15 protein-coding genes, 1 other RNA gene and 2 pseudogenes are annotated in these 20,111 nt (G+C 68.1%); 11 read left to right on the top strand and 7 right to left on the bottom strand.

Annotation, left to right across the window (positions count from 1 at the left end):
• Positions 1–37 precede the first annotated feature (37 nt).
• Positions 38–1,486 (top strand): RNB domain-containing ribonuclease, encoded by a 1,449-nt coding sequence (locus tag OG219_RS14535; protein ID WP_266826590.1) that lies wholly within the window; start codon positions 38–40, stop codon positions 1,484–1,486.
• Here OG219_RS14535 and OG219_RS14530 read toward each other — a convergent pair.
• Both OG219_RS14530 and OG219_RS14525 read right to left on the bottom strand, forming a co-directional pair.
• Complete coding sequence (locus OG219_RS14530) at positions 1,437–2,051, bottom strand: hypothetical protein (protein ID WP_266826588.1); 615 nt, start codon at positions 2,049–2,051, stop codon at positions 1,437–1,439. The genes OG219_RS14535 and OG219_RS14530 overlap by 50 nt on opposite strands.
• Entirely contained in the window at positions 2,048–2,824 is a 777-nt protein-coding gene (locus OG219_RS14525) for a MerR family transcriptional regulator (protein WP_266826586.1), read from the bottom strand. The genes OG219_RS14530 and OG219_RS14525 overlap by 4 nt, the downstream gene beginning before the upstream one ends.
• Positions 2,825–2,999: 175 nt before the next feature.
• On the opposite strand from OG219_RS14525, the gene OG219_RS14520 reads away from it, so the two are divergent.
• The 6 genes and pseudogenes from OG219_RS14520 (at position 3,000) to OG219_RS14490 (ending at position 10,037) form a co-directional block, all read left to right on the top strand.
• The gene (locus tag OG219_RS14520; protein ID WP_266826584.1) at positions 3,000–3,575 is read left to right on the top strand and encodes a Uma2 family endonuclease; all 576 of its coding nucleotides are present in this window, start codon (positions 3,000–3,002) and stop codon (positions 3,573–3,575) included.
• Positions 3,576–3,684: 109 nt separating this feature from the next.
• Positions 3,685–4,506 carry an AraC family transcriptional regulator gene (locus OG219_RS14515; protein ID WP_266826582.1) on the top strand — a complete coding sequence of 274 codons (822 nt, stop codon included), beginning with the start codon at positions 3,685–3,687 and terminating at the stop codon, positions 4,504–4,506.
• A gap of 69 nt (positions 4,507–4,575) precedes the next feature.
• Positions 4,576–5,355: pseudogene (locus OG219_RS48255) on the top strand (DMT family transporter); the annotation flags it as partial.
• 118 nt (positions 5,356–5,473) lie between these two features.
• Positions 5,474–5,879, top strand: an RNA gene (rnpB, locus tag OG219_RS14500) — RNase P RNA component class A.
• Positions 5,880–6,195: 316 nt separating this feature from the next.
• Positions 6,196–6,420, top strand: a complete 225-nt coding sequence (locus OG219_RS14495) for a hypothetical protein (RefSeq protein ID WP_266826576.1) — start codon at positions 6,196–6,198, stop codon at positions 6,418–6,420.
• A 314-nt stretch (positions 6,421–6,734) separates the two neighbouring features.
• Complete coding sequence (locus tag OG219_RS14490; protein WP_266826574.1) at positions 6,735–10,037, top strand: type ISP restriction/modification enzyme; 3,303 nt, start codon at positions 6,735–6,737, stop codon at positions 10,035–10,037.
• Positions 10,038–10,149: 112 nt separating this feature from the next.
• On the opposite strand, the gene OG219_RS14485 is transcribed toward OG219_RS14490, so the two are convergent.
• Both OG219_RS14485 and OG219_RS14480 read right to left on the bottom strand, forming a co-directional pair.
• Positions 10,150–10,347: a DUF397 domain-containing protein gene (locus OG219_RS14485; protein WP_266826572.1), complete on the bottom strand. Its 198-nt coding sequence runs from the start codon at positions 10,345–10,347 to the stop codon at positions 10,150–10,152.
• Positions 10,344–11,270 carry a helix-turn-helix transcriptional regulator gene (locus OG219_RS14480; protein WP_266826570.1) on the bottom strand — a complete coding sequence of 309 codons (927 nt, stop codon included), beginning with the start codon at positions 11,268–11,270 and terminating at the stop codon, positions 10,344–10,346. Before OG219_RS14480 ends, OG219_RS14485 begins: the two co-directional genes overlap by 4 nt.
• A 147-nt stretch (positions 11,271–11,417) precedes the next feature.
• On the opposite strand from OG219_RS14480, the gene OG219_RS14475 reads away from it, so the two are divergent.
• The 3 genes from OG219_RS14475 to OG219_RS48115 are packed head-to-tail and all read left to right on the top strand — an operon-like array spanning position 11,418 to position 12,683.
• On the top strand, positions 11,418–11,918 hold the full coding sequence (locus OG219_RS14475; RefSeq protein ID WP_266826568.1) for an ATP-binding protein: 501 nt from the start codon (positions 11,418–11,420) through the stop codon (positions 11,916–11,918).
• Positions 11,919–11,931: 13 nt separating this feature from the next.
• Entirely contained in the window at positions 11,932–12,564 is a 633-nt protein-coding gene (locus OG219_RS48120; RefSeq protein WP_323183275.1) for a type II toxin-antitoxin system prevent-host-death family antitoxin, read from the top strand.
• Positions 12,543–12,683: a hypothetical protein gene (locus OG219_RS48115; protein ID WP_323183274.1), complete on the top strand. Its 141-nt coding sequence runs from the start codon at positions 12,543–12,545 to the stop codon at positions 12,681–12,683. Before OG219_RS48120 ends, OG219_RS48115 begins: the two co-directional genes overlap by 22 nt.
• 26 nt (positions 12,684–12,709) lie before the next feature.
• Here OG219_RS48115 and OG219_RS14460 read toward each other — a convergent pair whose 3' ends face one another.
• The 3 genes from OG219_RS14460 to OG219_RS14450 form a co-directional block, all read right to left on the bottom strand.
• A complete protein-coding gene (locus OG219_RS14460; RefSeq protein ID WP_266826566.1) occupies positions 12,710–15,277 on the bottom strand; it encodes a DUF262 domain-containing protein in 2,568 nt (855 codons plus the stop codon).
• A gap of 81 nt (positions 15,278–15,358) precedes the next feature.
• Positions 15,359–15,541 (bottom strand): hypothetical protein, encoded by a 183-nt coding sequence (locus OG219_RS14455; RefSeq protein ID WP_266826564.1) that lies wholly within the window; start codon positions 15,539–15,541, stop codon positions 15,359–15,361.
• Positions 15,542–15,772: 231 nt separating this feature from the next.
• Positions 15,773–17,218, bottom strand: coding sequence for a DUF234 domain-containing protein (locus tag OG219_RS14450; protein ID WP_266826562.1), 1,446 nt, complete (start codon positions 17,216–17,218; stop codon positions 15,773–15,775).
• A gap of 786 nt (positions 17,219–18,004) precedes the next feature.
• On the opposite strand from OG219_RS14450, the pseudogene OG219_RS14445 reads away from it, so the two are divergent.
• Positions 18,005–19,972 (top strand): annotated as a pseudogene (locus tag OG219_RS14445) (hypothetical protein); the annotation flags it as partial.
• Positions 19,973–20,111: the final 139 nt, after the last annotated feature.

Genomic DNA, 20,111 nt, shown 5'->3' with positions numbered 1-20,111 from the left:
GAGTGCCAGTCGATGCGGCGCGGCCTACGCTCGACCCATGCCTCGCCGTCGCATCCGTGTCACCGGCGCAGCCGAGGCCCCCCTGCGGGCCGCCCTGCGCGCACTGCGTACCGAGCTCGACGTACCCGAGAGCTTCCCGCCCGACGTGCTCGAAGAAGCCGCGCGGCCACCCCGCCTGCCCGCCCGCGACGCGACGGACATCCCCCTCTTCACCATCGACCCGCCGACCTCCACGGACCTCGACCAGGCGATGCACCTGTCACGCCGCGAGCGAGGCTTCCGCGTCCGGTACGCGATCGCCGATGTCGCCGCGTTCGTCGCACCCGGCGGCGCCCTGGACGCCGAGGCCCACCGCCGCGTGACGACCCTGTACTTCCCGGACGAGAAGGTCCCGCTGCACCCGGCCCAGCTCTCCGAGGGCACCGCCAGCCTGCTCCCGGACCAGACCTGCCCGGCCGTGCTGTGGACGATCGACCTCGACGCGGACGGCCGTACGGAGACGGTCGACGTGCACCGTGCCCTCGTACGCAGCCGCGCCAAGCTCGACTACGCGCACGTACAGCGCCGGATCGACGACGGGACGGCGGAGGAGCCGCTCGCGCTGCTGAAGGTCGTCGGGCTGCTGCGCGAGGGCCTCGAAGTGGAGCGCGGCGGCATCTCGCTCAACGTCCCCGAGCAGGAGATCGTCGAGAAGGACGGGACGGACGGGATGGACGGGACGTACGAACTCGCCTACCGCGCCCCGCTCCCCGCCGACGGCTGGAACGCGCAGATCTCCCTGCTCACCGGGATGGCCGCGGCCGATCTCATGCTCGCCCACGGCACCGGCGTCCTGCGCACCCTCCCCGCCGCACCCGACGGCGCGGTCGGCCGCCTCCGCCGTACCGCCAAGGCCCTGCACATCGACTGGCCGCACCACGTCTCGTACGCGCGACTCATCCGCTCCCTCGACCCGCACCGTCCGCACCACGCGGCCTTCCTCCAGGAGTGCACGACGCTGCTCCGCGGCGCGGGCTACACGGTGTTCCAGGACGGCGTCCTCCCCGAGGTCACTTCACACGCGGCAGTCGCCGCGCCCTACGCCCACTGCACGGCCCCACTGCGCCGCCTCGCCGACCGCTACGCCTCCGAGATCTGCCTCGCGGCCGTCGCCGAACAGCCGCCCCCCGACTGGGTGTTGGCCGCCCTCGGCGAACTCCCCAAGGAGATGGCCGACGGCACCCGGCGCCAGGGCACCGTCGAGCGCGAGTGCGTCGACATCGTCGAGGCGGCGCTGCTCAAGGACCGGGTCGGCGAGATCTTCGACGGCTGCGTGGTGGACGTACAGGAGCACGAACCCACGGTCGGGACCGTGCAGTTGGAGTCTCCGGCGGTGTTCGCCCGGCTGGTGGGCGGGCCCGCGCCGCTGCCGCTGGGGGAGCGGTTGCGGGTCCGACTCACGCAGGCTGACCCGGGAGCGGCGAAGGTACGGTTCGCGCCCGCGTGAGACTCCGGACGAGTTCGTCGGGGTCGTCCGCGTGGAGACGTACGAGATGGACGGCCCGTTCCCGTCCCAGGAAGGTGAAGTGCCTTACCGGGGTGGCGAGTTCGAGGGTCACCTCTGTCTGGGCGCCCACGGGGAGGTTCAGCTCGCCCTCCTCCCGTTCGTGGGTGAAGCGCACCTCGCGGCGTACGGAGGTGATGTCCTCCAGCGGTATCCGCAGGTCGACATAGGCGCCGTTGCGCACCCGCAGGGCGGTGGAGTCCAGCACGTGCGGCCGGGTCACGGAGGCCGCGTGCAGGCCGAACACGAAGACCACCGTGTAGACGTCGAGGACGAGGACGACCTGGTGCACGGCGGGATAATCACGCAGCAGCACCGACATCCCGACGGTCTCCACGACACACACGAACGCGAACCCGAACATCATCGCGGCCTGCCCACGCGCATGACCGAAACCGCGCCCCTCGCCCACCCCGTGGGGCCGCCGGGCCACCCACCGCCAGAGGCTCGCGATCAGCCGCAGCTCGTGGGCAATGAGCCGGCGTAGCAGTCTGTACACGGCCCTCATGGCGAACTCCCATCCGTACGCTGTCGCGCCGCGACCATCCGCATCGTGCGGCGGATCGCCTCCGCCTGGGCAGGCGGGAAGTCGGCGAAGAAGGCCCGTAGGAAGCTGTTGTCCTGGTCCACGTCACCCCTCGGCAACAGGGCCTCCGGCATGCTGTCGGCCAGTGCCCGTGCGGCCTCGTCCACGCGCGGGTCCCCGGGATCCGCGTCCGCGAGCTCGTCGAGCAGCGCGTACGCCCTGTGCGCCCGCTCCACCGCACCCGGCGCCGCGAACGCCACACGCAGCGCGGCCAGCAGCCGGTCCCGGTCCTCGGGATCGGCCGTCGTATCGATGAGCGCCAGCATCTCGCGGTCCTTAGCCGCCATGGCGGATTCGGACTCGGACTCGGGGCCGTGCGCCATCTCCCCGAACAACGCGGTCAGTTCGGGCGAGACGGGCCCTTCCGGAGGCACCCCTTCGCGAATGAGCGCCCGCAGCCGCTCCCGCCGCTCCCGGATCGCCTCCTCCTGCCGAGCCAGATCCTCGTCCAGCTCCGCCAGCACCTCCGCGAGCTCGCGCCCCGCGTCGTCCGCGAGCACGTCCCGAACCTCGGCGAGCCCGAGCCCCAACTCGGTCAGCCGCCGGATCCGCGCGAGGACGACGGCATGCCGCAGCCCGTACTCGCGGTACCCGTTGGGCCGCCGCTCGGGCTCGGGCAACAGCCCGAGGTGGTGATAGTGCCGCACGGTCCGCGTCGTGACACCGACGGCCGTGGCGAGTTCTCCGATCCGCATGACCTCAGTAGAAACGTTGACGTTGCGGCAGGGTCAAGCCGACGCTCGCGGCGGGCGGGCGAAGCCGGACGGCGTCGGCGGTCGTGGGCCACGATCGAGGGAACAGTTCCCGATCTCATGGACGGGTGATCACTCGATGTCCCAGTCTGGCGAGCGACTGAGAGAGGGGCGTGACTTGACTGTCGCTGCACGTGAATCGCTCGCGCAGGGCGAGGTCCTGCTGGAGGGATTTCTGGCCCTGGGAACCCCGGAGGGTTTCCGGGCCGAACTGATCGAGGGGCAGATTGTCGTGACACAGCCGCCGGACGGGGACCACGAGGACTACATCAGCCTGATCATGAAGCAGGTGATAAGGCGGTCCGGGACCGACATGGACTTCTCGGGGAACAAGGGCCTGAAACTGAAGAGCGGCGGCGCCTACCCGAAGAACCACGCGATCCCGGACGGCACCTTCACCTGCACGGAACTACGGCTCTTCCGGGGTGCCGATTCCTGGATGCCCTGCGACGGTGTCGCCATGGTCATGGAGGTCACACCCACCAAGCCGGGGACCGGCGAGGCCAAGCGCCGCTGCTACGCCCGCGGCGGCATCCCGCTCTACCTGCTCGTCGATCGCGAGGCCTCCTCGGTGACGCTGTTCAGCGACCCGGAACGGGACGACTACCGGCAACACTGCACGCTCCCCTTCGGCAAGCCGCTCGCCCTCCCGGAACCGTTCGCCTTCGACCTGGACACGACGGACTTCCTCTGAGCCCTCGGTCCCCCCACCTGCTCCCGGCGCGGACCTGAGCGCGGCATGGAAGAGGGGCGCTCAGGCGTTGCACCTCTGACAGCGAGTCGAGGTTGCGGAGGGGTACGGCGTGAGCGGACGTGAGCAGGCTCTCTGGACCCGGGCCACCCTCGGGCGCGACGGGAGCCCACTCGATCTGCTGACCGCCCGCTTCGACCGGCACCGTTACGCGCCGCACGCCCACGCGGAGTTCACTGTCGGGGTCTGCGTCGGAGGCGCCGAGCTCATCGACTACCGGGGCGGCCGGATCCGCACCAGACCGGGATCGATCGTCGTACTCGCCCCCGGCGAGGCGCACACCGGCGGGCCCGCCGAGTGCGGAGGCTACATGTACCGCGCCATGTACCCGGCCCCCTCCCTCCTCACCGAGGGCACCCTGACCTTCCCGCACTTCCGCGAACCACTCCTCGACGACCCCGAACTGGCCGCGGCCCTGCGCACCGCACACACCGAACTCAGCGCCTGCCCCGACCCGTTGGAGGCCGAATCCCGCCTCCCATGGCTGCTCACCGCCCTGGCCCGCCGCCACTCCACGGCCCGCCCGGTGTGCGACACGATCCCGGGCGCCGGCCACATCGCCCACGCCGTACGCGACCGCCTCACCGACGAACTGCAGTGCCCGCCCTCACTCGCCACCCTCGCCGCCGACCTCGGCCTCTCCCGCTACCAGCTCCTACGCGCCTTCCGTACGACGATGGGGATGCCGCCGTACGCCTGGCTCGCCCAGCACCGGGTGACCAGGGCCCGTGGTCTTCTCGAGGCCGGACGGCGCCCCGCCGAGGTCGCGGACCTGGTGGGCTTTGCGGACCAGGCGCATCTGACGCGCTGGTTCCGGCGGGTGGTCGGGGTGACTCCGGCGGCGTACCGCGCGAGTGTGTTCGCGTCGGCGTAGCGGTCTTAGCAACTGGCGTCGCGCAACAGCGTTCAAGACACGCCCGTCGACCCGCCCGAGACTGCCCCCATGACTGCACGAGGCTGGCTTCTCTTCTCCCTCATGGGAGTCCTCTGGGGCATCCCCTACCTGATGATCAAAGTGGCGGTGGACGGGGTCTCCCCGTCCATGGTGGTCTTCACCCGCTGTGCGCTCGGCGCCGCGCTCCTGCTGCCCTTCGCCGTACGGCAGGGGGGCCTGGTCCGCGTCGTACGGACACACTGGCGCCCGATGCTGGCCTTCGCCGTTATCGAGATCATCGGCCCCTGGTGGACCCTGACGGACGCGGAACGCCACCTGTCCAGCTCCACGGCCGGCCTGCTGATCGCGGGCGTACCGATCGTCGGAGTCGTCCTAGCCCGCTTCTTCGGCGACACCGAACGCCTCGGCACCCGCCGAATCACCGGTCTCGGCCTGGGCTTGGCCGGCGTAGCGGTCCTGACCGTCCCGCACCTCACCGGCGGCGACGCCCGCTCCCTCGCGGAGATGCTGGTCACGGTCCTCGGCTACGCGACCGCCCCCCTGATCGTCGCGCACTACCTGAAGCCGGTCCCCACGCTCCAGCTGATAGCCCCGTGCCTGCTGCTCGCGGCCCTGGTGTACGCCCCCGCGGCAGCGCTGACCTGGCCTTCCGAGGTCCCCTCGCCATCGGTCCTGGCCTCCCTCGCGGGCTTGGGCGTCATCTGCACGGCCCTCGCCTTCGTCGTCTTCCTGGAACTGATCCGCGAGGCGGGCGCGACGAGGGCGGTCGTCTTCACGTACGTCAACCCGGCGGTCGCGGTGGTGGCGGGCGTGACCTTCCTGGACGAGTCCCTGACCACAGCGGTCGCGGTGTCCTTCACCCTGATCCTGGCGGGCTCGTTCCTGGCCACGGCGGCCTCGGGCTCAAGACGAGCCACACGCCCGCTACCATGGTCGACACGGCAGACGAGCCGGGCGGACGGCCGCGTGGAGGTTCTTGTGAACCTCCCCGAGGAACGTCCGGGCTCCACAGGGCAGGGTGATGGCTAACGGCCACCCGGGGTGACCCGCGGGACAGTGCCACAGAAAACAGACCGCCAGGGACTTCGGTCCTCGGTAAGGGTGAAACGGTGGTGTAAGAGACCACCAGCGCCTGAGGCGACTCAGGCGGCTAGGTAAACCCCACCCGGAGCAAGGTCAAAAGGAGCCGCCGTAAAAAGCGACTCTGCGCGGACGTTCGAGGGCTGCCCGCCCAAGTCCGCGGGTAGACCGCACGAGGCCGGCGGCAACGCCGACCCTAGATGGATGGCCGTCTCCCCGGCCGCCGCGAGGCGGCTGGGTGACAGAACCCGGCGTATAGCCCGACTCGTCTGCCGCTCTGTGTTTCCGCAGGGCAGAGGTCATTTTTAGTAGTTGAAGAACCCTTCTGGTCGAATCCGGGTCGAATTCGCCCTCGCGTATTGTCCGGTGCGTCCAACCCGTCGACGGGGCAGGCCGGTTATCTCGGATGCCCTGGGGGTGTGAGGAGGGGCTCAGAAGGCGGCGGACCGCGGGGCGGGAAGCGTCGAGCGCACTCAGTATCATTGTCCGGTATGTCCCATTTGGGGAGGGCTGGTGTCACGGGGCAGGCCGCGACCCCTGGGGCGGGGAGGTCGCCACGGGGCAGCGCCCCTGCGGGCCACGGTCTCCGTGCGGATCAGGACGCTGGAGAAGAAGAAGGACCGACGCGGCAGAGAGGTCGAACTCGCCGCCCTGCAGAGGTTGTCGGAGCTGGCCGACAACCTTACCGAGGCGGACTCCGCGAAGTTCGCCGCTCTGGTGCGGCAGTTGCGCGACGAGATCGGGGTGGGATCCGGCTCCGAGGCGGGGCAAGACCGTCGACGAGTCGCTGGACTCCGTCTGGCTGCCCGGTGACGACGGCGCATCGGTCAGAGCCGTCCCCTTCTGCCCCACTCGGCCGGCTCGGCGAGCTGGTGGGCACCAGGGGCTGCTACACCGCGATCGTGCACCAGACCCGTAGGGCGGTAGGGGGCACGGACTCATATCCACATCATTCATGGGTCCGCCCCAGGGTCTGGACTTGTACTGGCGCACCCTTCACAATCTGCTTCCTGTTAATTACATTTGGTAATGGCGTGATGTCGGGGATGGCCCCGACGAATGAGAGCAGGGTGCGGCCGTGAGGTCCGCACTGGTGCCGTCGGCCGCTTTGACCGTCAGGGGGCGGCGTGGCGGTACGAGCAAATCAACGCGGCACCTACGAGGAAGCCGTACGAGCGGCCGTATCCGCCTTTGGAGCTGAGGTCACCCCGAAGCTAAAAGGCGGCGGGTGGCAGGAGGATCAGCTCCGTGGCCCGCTGGAGACCTTGATACGGGCTGTCGGGGGACGCTTGGGGTTCACCATCACGCTGACCGGTGAGGTCCCGCTCGTGGACCTGCGGGCCAGGCCCGACTATGCGGTGTCAGTCGACGGAGCGCTCGTCGGTTACATCGAATTGAAGAAACCGGGGCGCGGGGCGGACCCCTCTCTCTTCACCGGGGACAGTGCCGCCCAGTGGGAGAAGCTACGACTACTGCCCAACGTCCTCTACTGCGACGGAGACGAGTTCGCGCTGTACCGCAGCGGCCAACCCGTTGGGCAACTTGCCAGGATGAAGGGCTCAGTCCTGACATCGGGAACACGGCTCACTCCCGACGGTGGGGCTTTGGCCAGGGTGCTCCAAGACTTCCTCACCTGGCAGCCGAAGCCGCCTCGCACCACCACACAGTTGATTCGGTCCGTCGCGGGACTGTGCCGTCTGCTCTGTGACGAGGTAGCCGAGTCGATGGTTCAGGAGAAGGCCGGCAGGCGCCGCCGCGTTTTCACGGAGATCGCCGAAGAGTGGCGACGGCTGCTCTTTCCTGAGACAACGGACGACGAGTTCGTTGAACAGTTCGGCCAGACGGTGGTGTTCGCCCTGCTACTGGCAAGGGTCGAAGGCATCGCATTCGACGGCGAATCGGTACATGCCATCGCCGCGAAACTGGGCAAGCGGCACTCCCTGATGGGTAAGGCTCTCGACGTTCTCACCGAAGAGTCGGCGACGGGAGACTTGTCCACCACGCTCGACACGCTGCTGCGGGTGGTGGGAGCCGTCGATTGGAGCCGGCTTGACGACGGTTCCGGAGATTCCTACCTCCTCCTGTACGAGGACTTCTTGCAGATCTACGATCGCGAGCTGCGCGTGCGCACCGGCTCGTACTACACGCCGCACGGTGTGGTCGAGGCCATGGTTCGTTTGACCGAGGCGATTCTGAAGAGGTCCTTCGGGATCGAGACCGGATTCGCGTCATCGGAAGTGGTCGTCGTCGACCCCGCCATGGGAACGGGCACCTTCTTGCTGTCCGTCCTCAGACGGGCGGCGTCCACCATCACAGAGGAGGAGGGAGCCGGCGCACTCGGTCCCCGGCTCCGGCAGCTGGTGGGGCAGCGACTCATCGGCTTCGAACGTCAGATAGGCCCTTACGCCGTGGCGGACCTACGGATGCATGCACTGCTGAAGGACTATGGCTCTGCTGCTCCCAGAGAAGGACTGCGCCTCCTGGTGGCCGACACCCTCGACAACCCGAGGGCCGAGTTCAACTGGATCCCACACACCTACCGCCCTCTCGCAGAGTCCCGCCGACAGGCCAACAAGGTCAAGCGGGACGAACGCGTCATGGTGGTGATCGGCAACCCGCCCCACGATGCCGTTACTCGGGGCGCGGGCAAGTGGATCGAGGAAGGTGATCCGAATGTCGGTGAAGACCCACCGCTCGACGCCTTCCGACTGGCCGGCAACGGTACCTACGAGTCGAAACTGTCCAACCTGCACGTCTTCTTCTGGCGTTGGGGTACGTGGAAAGTTTTCGACGCCCACGATGACGCACCGTTCGGCGTGGTTGCCTACATCACTCCGAAAGCCTGGCTGAAGAGCCGCGCGTTCGCTGGCATGCGGCGCTACCTGCGGAAATCAGCCGATGAAGGCTGGGTCATCGATCTCTCCCCTGAAGGCCAGCGATCTGCCGTGGCGAGCCGCCTCTTCCCGGATGTCGCCCAAGAGCTCTGCATCGCAGTATTCGTGCGTAGACGAGACGACCACCGCGAGGACAGTGCCCTCGTGCACCACCTGAAAGTGCACGGGCATCGCGACGACAAGGCCCAGCGTTTGCTCAGCTTGACCCTTGACGATCCCGAGTGGCGGGACTGCGCAACGGGAGACACAGACCCCTTCCTTCCGGAAGGAGACGACTTGTGGACGAGTGCGCCCCTGCTCAGAGACCTGATGCCGTGGTCCTCGCGGGGGGTGACGCCCGGCCGAGTATGGGTCTACGCACCGGACGAGACGACGCTCCGTAAGCGATGGCGGATCTTCCTGGGCGCCGACCCATCCGAGCGCAGGAAACTCTTCGGAGAGGCCAGGGACCGCACGATCGATAGCCGAGTGACGCCCCTTGCTGGAACGACCGGCTACGACGCAACTCCGTTACGACAGGAGCGGCGACCTCAGCCCGATCCTGTCCAGGTTGGGTACCGATCCTTCGACCGCCAGTTGATCCTGCCGGATCATCGGCTGATGGTGGTCGCGCGGCCCGACCTCTGGCGGGTACGGGGAGATCATCAGGTGTTCACCGTGGAGCAGAACGCCCACCCTGTCGTAAGCGGACCGGCCCTCGTGTTCAGCGCGTTGATCCCCGACATGCACTACTTCAACGGACGCAGCGGTTGTGCCCGACCGCTCTACCGCGATGCACAGGGCGATTCTCCCAACATCGCTCCCGCCTTGCTCGACGTGCTCTCACGACGGCTCGCCACGCCAGTCGCGCCCGAAGACTTCCTGGCCTACATGGCCGGGGTGGTCTCCCATCCCTCCTACACGGAGCGCTTTCGAGAAAACCTCGAAGACCCTGGCGTCCGGATACCACTGACTGGAGACGTTCGTCTGTGGGACCGCGCAGTTCGCCTCGGTCGCCGTGTGCTGTGGTTGCACACATACGGCGACCGCTTCGCGGATCAGGCAGAAGGACGTACGCGCGAGACGCTACGGCTTCCCTCGGGCCGTCCTCGCTGTGTCGTGGAGATACCGGACACGGAGGAGGGGATGCCGCAAGCCCTCCGATACGAGCCAGAGGAGCAGCGCCTGTGGATCGGCTCCGGATGCATCACGCCCGTGCCGCCATCCACCAGGGAGTATCAGGTCTCCGGGATGAACGTCCTGGACAAGTGGTTCGGCTACCGCCGGAAGGAGCCGGCGGGCAAGCGACGACTGGAACTGGATCATGTGGTAGCCCGTCGTTGGTCTCCTGACTGGACAACCGAGTTGCTCACGCTGCTCAACATCCTCGGCTTACTGGTGCAGGAGGAACCGGCTCAACGGGAAGTGCTGGAGGCGGTCTGTTCCGGCCCGCTCATCTCCGTAAAGGATCTGACTGAGGAAGGTGTCCTTCCCGTGCCACGACACGCACTCAAGCCCGTAAAGAGCGCGGCCGGGGGAGACACGATGCCGGACTGACGGCAGAGCCGCGCCGTTCACCGCACACCCCCCCCGACTCGTGCAACGACTGCACGACCGGTACAGCCTACTTACTGGTCGGCGCGCCACAGGAGGAAGCGATCACATCGCGTCAGATCAACTCGACGAACCCCGCCCAAGCGTCACGCGAGACCGTGACCAGGGGCCCGGCGACGGCCTTGGAGTCCCGGACGTGTACAACTGCCGTACCGGCCGCGACCTCTACGCACTCGCCGCCCTCGGTTCCGCTGTAGCTGCTCTTGAACCAGGCAAGGGCCGAGGCGACGGTTGAGGACTCAGCGTTGTTCATAGCGATGCCAACAACCCTTCGATGAAATTCATCGACTCTCGCGGACTGAGAGCCTGTGATCGGATGATCCCATAGCGCGCGGCGGCGAGAACCGTCTGTTCCGGGTCGGTCTGGAGAGAACCGATTCCCTGGGCCTCGGCGTAGACGAACTTCTTGCCGTCCTTGCGCGTGACGACGGTGAACGGCCCGTTCACGCCCGCGTTGTCCTCGCATTCGAGCGGCATGACCTGGAGCTCAACGTGCTGCTTCTGACCGATCAGGAGCAGGTGTTCCAACTGCCCCCGCAGTACTTCCTTCCCACCGTACCGATGCCGCAGCACCGCTTCCGCGATCACGAAGCTCAGCAGGGGCGCGGGCCGTCGGTCGAAGATGTCCTGCCGGGCCAGCCGCGAGGTCACTCGCAGGTCGATGGTCTCCTGATCCAGCGGCGGACGGCGCATGGCAAGCAGCGCCTTCATATACTCCACAGTTTGGACGAGGCCGTTGAACACGAGCGCGCTGTACGAGAGCAGCTCAATGGCCTCCTTCTCCAGCGCCGCCATCCCCTGAAAGAACACCGGGTACTGTGCCCGCTCCACCTCGTCCTTCCACACGCTCAACAACCCTGCCGCGTGGAGTACTTCGTCCGACTTGTCGATCGTCCTGCAGCTCGGGATCCGCCGTCCCTGCTCGTACGATGCGACCGTCGCCGCCGAGTACCCGATCGCCCTTCCGAAGGTGTCGCGGTCCAGGCCCTCCCGCAGCCGCAGCGTCTTCATGGTGTGCCCGAACGCGATCACCACGCCCCGCCCGGCATCGTCCTCCGGCCGCCGCCCGCCCCCGTCGTGGCTCTCCCACCCGTCCCCGAGACTCACGACCGCTCCGCTCCCGTCGGCGTCCGGAGCCTCCTCGTCCCCCGCCGCCGTACCCCTGAGTTCCGTCATCGACCCATCGCCTCCCTGGCCCAACGCCCCCGCGGGGAACGCCGCAACGCCGCGCGCCTCGTACCCGTACCGACGCCGCGCGTACAGCCGGTCCACGCGGTGCGTCACCGCTGGTCACGCTACGCCACCAGGGGGACCGTGGTCAGCATGACAACCAAGCCCGGCAGCCCCACCACCCCCACTCAACTCGCCAACCCCACCCCGCACTTGACCACTGTCCCCGACCCGTCCGGCCACACCTTCGAGATGTGCTTCACCTCCACACCGCGCGGAGCCCGTCTCGCCCGCCGCCTGGCGGCCCTCCGGCTGGACACCTGGGGCATCCCGTACGGCACCGAACCGCACGAGGACATCGTGTTGATCGTCGCGGAGCTGACCGCCAACGCCGTGCGGCACGGCTATGTATCCGGGCGCGACTTCCACCTCCGCGTGCATGCCGCGGGCGACGGCCGCACCGTGCGCGTCGAGGTCACCGACACCCGCGCCGAGCGCCTTCCCCGGCTCCTCGCCGTCCCGGACACCGCCGGTACCGAGGAGACGGGCCGCGGGCTGCTCCTCGTATCGCGTCTGGCCGCGCGGTGGGACTGGCATCCGCGGGCCGACGGTCCGGGCAAGACCGTCTGGGCGGAGTATCGGCAGGCGCGGTAGCACCGTGTAGTACATGGAGACGACCGCTCGCGAGTTCAATCAGAACGCCTCGAAGATCCTCGCCGCCGCCGAACGCGGCGAGCGGATCACCGTGACCAAGAACGGGCGGCCGGTCGCCATACTGTCGCCGGTGACCGACGAGGACTCGAACGACTCCGGCGGTGGTTCCCGGCCGTCCAGCCCTGCCTATCCCTTCCGTGCGGATCCGATGGGGGACCTGGGCTTCCCGGACCTCGGCGGCCCGCGCTCGACAACGACGAGATCGAGGCGACGCTGCGGGACATGGGTGACGCGGGAATCTCGGAGGAAGGCGATGAGTGACATCCCGGTCACGATCGCCGACACCAAGGCGCTGTACCGGATGTTCGTACCGAAGGATCCCCGTCACACGGCCCACAGGGACGCGCTTGCCCGCGTGGGCCACCTCGTGGTCTCCCCGTTGGTCCTTGCCGAGCTCGACTACCTGCTGACGCAGAGAATCGGTCTCACGGCCTCTCTGAACGCCCTGGACTCATCGCCCGGCAGGCCGAGGCACGCCGCTTCACGGTTCCCGACGCCGCCCCTCACCTACGCGGAGCCATCGCGGTCATGCGTGGGTATGCCGACGCGGACTCCGGTGCGGGAGTGGGGCTCGCGGACGCGATGAACGTGGCGCTGGCGGCCGCCTACGAGACGGCGGACATGTTCACGACGGACCGGCACTTCCGCATGATGCGACCGCTGACCGGCCACCCCGCCTTCCGGCTGCTCCCGGACGATCTCTGAGCGGGAGGCGGGGCCCCGGCGTCCGCTCAGGCCGCGCCCCGCCTCTCCCAGCGGTCCCGGAACCACGCCAGGGTCTCGGCGAGCAGCTCTCGATTGCGGTCCTTCTCCAGCAGTGACAGGCGGAAGCCGGGGCGCAGCTCCAGCTTGCCCTCCGGGATGTCGACACCCTCCAGTTCGTTGAGCCGCCTGAGGAGTTCGGCGCGCAGGGACCGGTCGGTGAACGGTTCTCGTGCGGCCAGGTGTTGGAACACCACCTCTGCCGTGCCGCCCCGCCCACCGCCCGGATAGAGCGTCAACGGCCAGATGCCCCGGCCCGGCGCTCCCGCCTCCCCGAGCATGAGGAACGCGCTGGTCGTGACCTGGCCCGCCCCGTGTCCGATCCAGCCGCCGAGTTCCTCCCAGGGGGCGAAGAGCGCGCGTACCGCCTCGACCGTCTCGGGGGAGTCGTCCGCGGCGAGCTGATGGAAGAACCGGTCGGCGCGTGTCTCCTCGTCCTGGTTGCTCGGCACGCCCTGTGCGGTGTCCGCGCTCTCGGCCTGGTCGTCGTCCTCGGTGACCAGCAGGGCGAGGTCGTCGGCGGTGAGGCGTTGGGCGGGATCGGCGGCTCCGGTCACCGTGAATGCGACGCCGGCGGCGGTCAGCAGGGAACGGACGTCGCCTTCCTCGTCCTCGGAGGTCCAGCTGAAGCCCGCGGAGACCTTGCCCTCTGAGGTGAGCACCCGGAACGCGTTCGCCACCCCCGGTGTGCTCGCCAAGTGGTTGCCCACCGCCTGGGCGCCGGAGCCGAGGAACGCGGCGAGATCGCCGTAGGACGTCCAGGTGCCGTGGGGGAGTGCCGCGAGCACCTGGTGCGCCAGGTGCCAGTCCCGGCTGCGCTCCGCGCGGCCGACTCCGCGTAGAGGGGCCGGCCACAACGCCACCGCACGGTCGGTGAGTTCGTCGGCGCGGGCGAGGATTTCCTTCGCGCCCCAGCGTTCGGTCGCGGCGATACGACGGTTCATCTCCAGGTGGCTGCCCTGCAGCAGGCCCTGCTTGCGCTCGAAGGGGTGGTTCGACAGCTCCGAGTTGACCGCGGTGAGCGTCAGGTTCCCGAGGGTGTGCTGCAACCGCGAGTGCAGGTCTTTCGCGTTCTCTCCGTCGGCCACGTCCTCGCCCAGCATGCGCAGCCACTCGTCGCCGGGCGACTGTGGCATGACGTGCTCGATGGTGAGCTGCGCGGCGGCGAAGTCCACCGGCTCCGGATGCTCGTAGCTCTCTTCCAGCCGCCGCAGCACCATCTTGCGCTGCTGTGGTCGTCCGAACTGGTAGAAGGGCGCCTTCTGGATCTTCTCGCGCAGTTCGTCGTCGTCGGGCCAGAACCGGTTGTCGGCGGAGAGCAGTTGGTGCAGCCCGTCGGCGACGGGCACGTCGAGCGGCAGCTGCCCGGGTACGGCCTGGAAGATCCTGTTGAGGTTGTTCGGTGGGACTCGGCAGATCATCCGGCGCACCAGGAAGCTCTCGACGTACGACATCGAACGGGCGGTGTCCGCGGAGTCGAGGTCCCCGCGCTCGCGCCGGTCGAGCAGCAGCATCAGCGCGGGGTAGGTGACCTGGGCCTGCCAGGATTCCAGGCGGAGCAGATGGGCACGGACCGTCGCGTCCGGCTCCTCCTCGGGGTGGAGCAGACGGCGGAAGAGAGCGGCACTGCGGTGCAACTCCCTGATGTACGCCTCGATCTCCTCCTCGCTCGCCTTGCCGTGCTCGAAGCGCTGCTGCTGTGCCGCGTACAGATCCTGGCGGCGTACCCGGTCGTCACCGTCGAGGACCAGTTGCAGCCACATGAGCTGTTCCAGCTCTTCGTTGCTCAGGCTGTCCTGCAGCGGGAGCCAGTAGCTCTCGTAGACGTGCTCGCCGCGGGTGGGCAGCTTCATGAACAGGTAGTTGCGCAGCAGGTCCGCCTGGCTGAGCTTGAGTCCGGTGTTGTTGAGGGACTCGAAGATGCGGTGCACGTTGTCGGCGCGCTCGGCGGTCACCGCCACCAGCGTCAGCCGGGAGGTGATGGCCTGCTCGATGCGGAAGACGTCCTGCGGGGCGGCGGGATCGGCTGCCTCGACCAGCTTGCGGCGGAAGTAGGTGTAGGCCGCGGCGACACCACCGCCGGCTTGTTCCGTGAGCGGGCCCCGGACATGAGCGGCGAACTGAGGCCGGTCCGCCTGGGTCGGCAGCAGCCGGAAGTGGTCGCTGCCGTTCTTCCGCTTGTTGATCAGGTATTCCTCGTCGATGCGCTCGGCCTCGTCGGGCTCGGTATCCCTGATGTGATCGCGGATCGCGGCCAGGGCGAGGGAGAGCGTGGTCAGCCTCTGCTGGCCGTCGACGACGAGCCAGCGGGGGAACGTCGCCTCGTTCTGCGGCGACGGCGCCAGCACAACGGACCCCAGGAAATGCGTGTTCGCCTTCTCCCCGCGCTCGATCAGCTCGGCCTGCTCCAGGATGTCGCCCCACAACTGTTTGAGCTGCTTCTCCGTCCAGGAGTACGTCCGTTGATAGAGCGGCACCTGGAACTGCTGGGCCCTCCCCTGCACGAGATCGGCGAACAGCGTCTCCTTCGCCTGCATCGTTGTCCCCCCTGGCAGTTGATGCGGTCGTGGCACGTGGAAACGACCATAGGGCCTCCCACCGACAGCCACGGAAATGCTTCAGTACTCGTCCACGCGCGCGCACCCCAGCGCGTAGGCGCCGTGCTGATGCCGGAAGACCCGTACGAGGCGCTCTGGCTGCTCGCCGAGGGCCTTGACCTCGACGACATCTACCGGGACCTGATGGCCGTAAGCCAGAAGACGACCGTCGGTCCGGGCACGGGCCGCCTGGCAAGCCTTCAACTGCTGGGGTGCACCAGGAAGTTTGCAGGCGAGGGCGTTTCACTGCGCTGCGCGTGGTGTTTTGACAGCCTCTCCACGACATCAAGCCGAACCGGTGTGCATGCGATGTGCACGGCCGCTGACCACGTGAGCGCCGGGGAAGGTGAGAAGCCGCTTTCGCCCGCGGTGAATCCGTTCCCGGCGTACAGCCCGACTAGTCAGCCGGCTGGGCCCCGAACAGCCTCGGCCAGTTCACGCACCGGAGCCCCAAGCCTCGATCAGCTGCTCAGGCTCGTACGTAGCCGCCAGCCCATCCACCGTGAACCCGGAGCGGGACACCGCGACCAGTGGAGTGTCCTCGTCGGCGCCGGGTACGGACAGGGCGTCTCGGGCCAGGGCGGCCAGGGCGCGGTGGTCGAAGGGGCCGCGTTCGTGCCACTTGATTGAGCCGACGAAGGCGATTTCGCGCGCCGGTGAGCGGTCCGCTCCCACCAGGTCCACCTCGGGGTTGTTCGTACGGGGCCACCAGCCGCCCACTTCCCGGACCTGCGGCCAGGTGTTGTCGGGGAGTAAGCGGGCCAGTGACTCCCTCACGACGGGTTCGATCGCCCGCCCGCGCCATGACGTCCATCCGCGTTCGATCGCCTCGACCACGATCCGGCTCCGCCCGCGCTCGATCTCTGGGATCCCCTGTTCGAGGAAGGCGAGCCAGAAGCGGAGGTAGGGATCGGCGACGCGGTAGCGGCGGTCGCGGTCTCCGGGGCGGGTGGAGAGAGGGGTGTCGACGGCGATGAGTCGTTTGTCGGCGAGGGTGCGTAGGGCGGGGTTGAGGGAGCCGGGCGGGAGTGGTCGGTCGGCTGCTCCGGCTTTTGCGGCGATCGTGCCGAAGGTTCGTTCGCCGCTGCCGATCACGGAGAGTACGTGTCTGGCCTGGAGGGCGGTGGGGAACTCGGCGGCCAGCATCCGTTCGCCGGAGACGAGGAGCGGGGAGGTGGGGTCGTCGAGGGCGCGGGAGAGGAAGTCGACGCGGGTCTCACCTTCCTGCCACTCCTGGCAGACGAGCGGCAGCCCGCCGGTGATCAGATGGGCGTCGAAGGCGTCCGCGGCCGGGAGCCCGGTCATCGCCATGACCTCGGAGGGGGAGAGGGGCGCCAGCACCATCTCGACGCCTCGCTGATGGAACGGGCGGCCGTACGCGGAGAGCTGCTCCATCATGGCCAGGTCACTGCCGATGAGGATGAGCAGCACGGGTTTCCGGCTCAGTACCCGGTCCCACACGGTCTGCAGGGTGCCTTCCAGTACCGGGTCGCCTTCGAGCATCCAGGGCAGCTCGTCGAGTACGACGATGCTGGGGGCGTCGTCCGGGAGCACCGCGGCGAGCTGGCGGAGGGCGGTGTCCCATTCGGCCACGGTCGTGACGCCGGCGAGGAGCTCGGTGTCGGGCAGTGAGGAGTGCCTGACCTCGGCGAGGAAGCGGGCCCGTTCCCGGTGGGCGTCCTCGCCCCGGGTTGCCTGGTGCACGACGTACGGCACCTGGGCGCTCTCACAGAAGAGGTCTACGAGTCGGGACTTCCCGACCCGGCGTCGGCCGCGGAGCAGCAGGGCCCGGCCGCGCTGGTCGCCCCGGCCGTCGCGTACCCAGGCGAGGTGGCGTTCCAGGGCGGCCAGCTCGGATTTGCGGCCTACGAAGCCTGGCATGGGTCACCCTTCGAGTTTGCTCACATTGAACATACTCAAGTGAACCATAGTATGGATGAGTCGAGTAGTGGATCGGTTGCTTCGCGTGACGGGCTTTCGCTCAGATCTCAGGTTTCGGACGTCTCGGACCGGGGTCTGGCGGTGAGCGTCGCCGGTACTTGCTCGAAGAACCGGCCCGGATCCGGGTCGCCCATGGGTAGGGGTGCATTCAGGTCATCGTTCTCGAACCGGTGGTTGTATTCGACGACCTAGTGCGCCTTGACGCTGCTGGAGTCGAAGGGGACTTTCAGAATTCGTGCCACATCGCCCCATGGTTAGTCGTCGAAACGCTTGCAGTCCCAAGCGCCCACCAGCGAGTCCGATGCTGAAGTCGAAGCTTCCTTGTGGCCGCCGCCTGCGTCGCGGATCAACTCGGCGGCTATTTGGGTCGGTTGGGAGGCGGTGAGCGCGTGCGACGCGCTGCGACCTCGACGATGGTCCCCGATGTGGATCCAACCCCCACCCCTTCCTGGGAGTTCCCGGAGAGTCTCGTGTGCGGGGTGTGAACGGCGTGCTACGTAAGGTAAACATGCGTGGGATGGCTGAGAAACTTTTTCGAATTGACCACGAAACCTCCTCAAGTCGTCGGAGGATGTGTGGCGGCAAGGGTCCGGGCCGACGGGTGCGGGCTGCTTATCGGCGGGTTTTTCTATTCGTTTCGGTGTAGGTGTGCAAGAAGGTTTTTTGCTGTCCTGGTGTGGTTTTTCGCCATGCGGTAATTCACGTAGTAAGCCCAGGGGGGCTCTCATGCAAGGGTTTTCGCGGAAGGCTGCGGTCTGCGCGGCGGCGTTGTTAGTCACGCTTCTGGCGCCGGTGACCGGGGCCAGCGCCGATGAGTTGGAACCGAGGATCGACCTCAGGGTGTTGGTGGTCGATGACGGTGGCGCGGCTACCGGGGCTGTTGCGGCTGAGCTTGAGGGGGCTGGGACGCCGTACACCCAGGTGGATTTGAGTGACGCGGGTAGACCGCAGATCGATGCGGGCTTTCTGAGTGACACCGTCGATGGGCGGCCCAGGGCGAAGTTCCAGGCCGTGGTGTTGCCGAACGACAACCCCTTCGGGGCGGGGTCGGCGGAGATGGCGGCGCTTACGGCGTACGAGCAGGCGTATGGGATTCGGCAAGTCGACGCGTACACGTATGCCCAGCCGGCCGTGGGGCTCAACTGGGCGCAGGATCCTGGGTACATGGGGTCGCTGGACGGTGCGACGGCGCAGGTGACCGCGGCTGGGCTGGCGGGGCCCTTCGGGTATCTCGATGGGGCGGTTCCTTTCGAGGACAACTCGGCTGATGTGTCGGAGAGTTATGGGTTCCTGGCGGTGCCGCTTGCTCAGCAGGCGGAGGGGGCGGAGTTCACGACCTACGTGGAGGCGCCGATCCCGGGCACGGCGGTGAGTGGGTCGCTGGTTGGGGAGTATGTGCACGACGGGCGCCGGGAATTGGTTGTGACGTTCGTCTACAACGAGGCCCAGCAGCAGTACCGGCTGCTCGCGCGCGGAATCGTGGAGTGGATGACGCAGGGCGTCCATCTGGGCGCCGACCGCAACTACTTCGCGGTGCACGTCGATGATGTCTTCGGTGCCGATGACCGCTGGGACACCGAGCTGAACTGCACACCTGGAGACGTGGACTGCACCGGGGACGAGGGGACCGAGGATCCGATCCGGATGACGGTCGCGGACGCGCAGTACGCCAAGCAGTGGTCGCAGGAGCATGGTCTGACGCTCGACTTCATGTTCAACGGAGCGGGCAGCGAGACCTACAAGGACGAGAACAGCGGGGTGGACGCGCTCACCGATCAACTCGTCGCGGACAAGGACGCGTTCCGGTGGGTGAACCACACCTACGACCATCCCTTCCTGGGCTGCGTGCAGAACGTGACCGTCGTGCCGTGGGTGTGCTCCACCGACTCGGCCGGGAACGTGCAGTGGGTCCCGGAGGCGGAGATCACTGCGCAGATCGCGGACAACTTGAACTGGGCCGCGGCGAAGGGCCTGACCCTCGACAACACCGAGCTCGTCACGGGTGAGCACTCGGGCATGAGGGTGCTTCCGCAGCAGCCCGACGACAACCCGAACCTGGCGCCCGCGCTCGCCGCGACCGGAGTGACCTCGCTGGGCAGCGACAACTCGCGTGACCCGCAGCAGCGGCAGGTCGGCCAGGCGCTGACGGTGCCGCGCTTCCCGATGAACATCTTCTACAACGCGGGCAAGGCGGCAGAGATGGTGGACGAGTACAACTGGATCTACACCAGCGCCGCCGACGGCGGCAGCGGGATCTGCGACGGTTCCACTACGACCACCTGCCTGGACGCCCCGCTGGACACAGCGACCGGGTACGCCTCGTACATCGTCCCGACCGAGAGCCGGATCGCGCTCGGCCACGCGCTGTCGAACAACCCTCGCCCGCACTACATCCACCAGTCGAATCTCGCCGAGGAGCGGATCGCGTACCCGGCCCTCGAGAAGGTCCTGAGCGACTACGCGGGCCTCTTCGCCGAGAGCACCCCGCTGGTCAACCAGGGGCTGAAGGACATCAGCGTCGAACTGCAGCGCCGGGCCGCCTGGGACGCCGCCGTCGACAGCGGCCAGGTCACCGCCTACCGGATCGGGAACACCGTCACCATCAGTGCGCCCAGCGGGGTGCAGGCCCCGGCGACCATGCCCGCCGGGACGGCCGGCTTCGGCAGCCCGTACGCGGGCCTGAGATCCGGATGGGTCGACAGCGGCTCGCTGGAGACGGCGGCCGTGGTGGTGGCGCCGGTAGCGGCAGTGGCAGCGGCCGGGTAGAAGGCTGCCACACGGCAACACCGGCCGTCACGCGGCCGGAACCGCGGGCCTTGACCAGGCCCGCGGC

The organism is Streptomyces sp. NBC_00038 (genome assembly GCF_026343635.1).
Lineage (GTDB): Bacteria > Actinomycetota > Actinomycetes > Streptomycetales > Streptomycetaceae > Streptomyces.
This window is presented reverse-complemented; position numbering and strand designations above follow the sequence as displayed.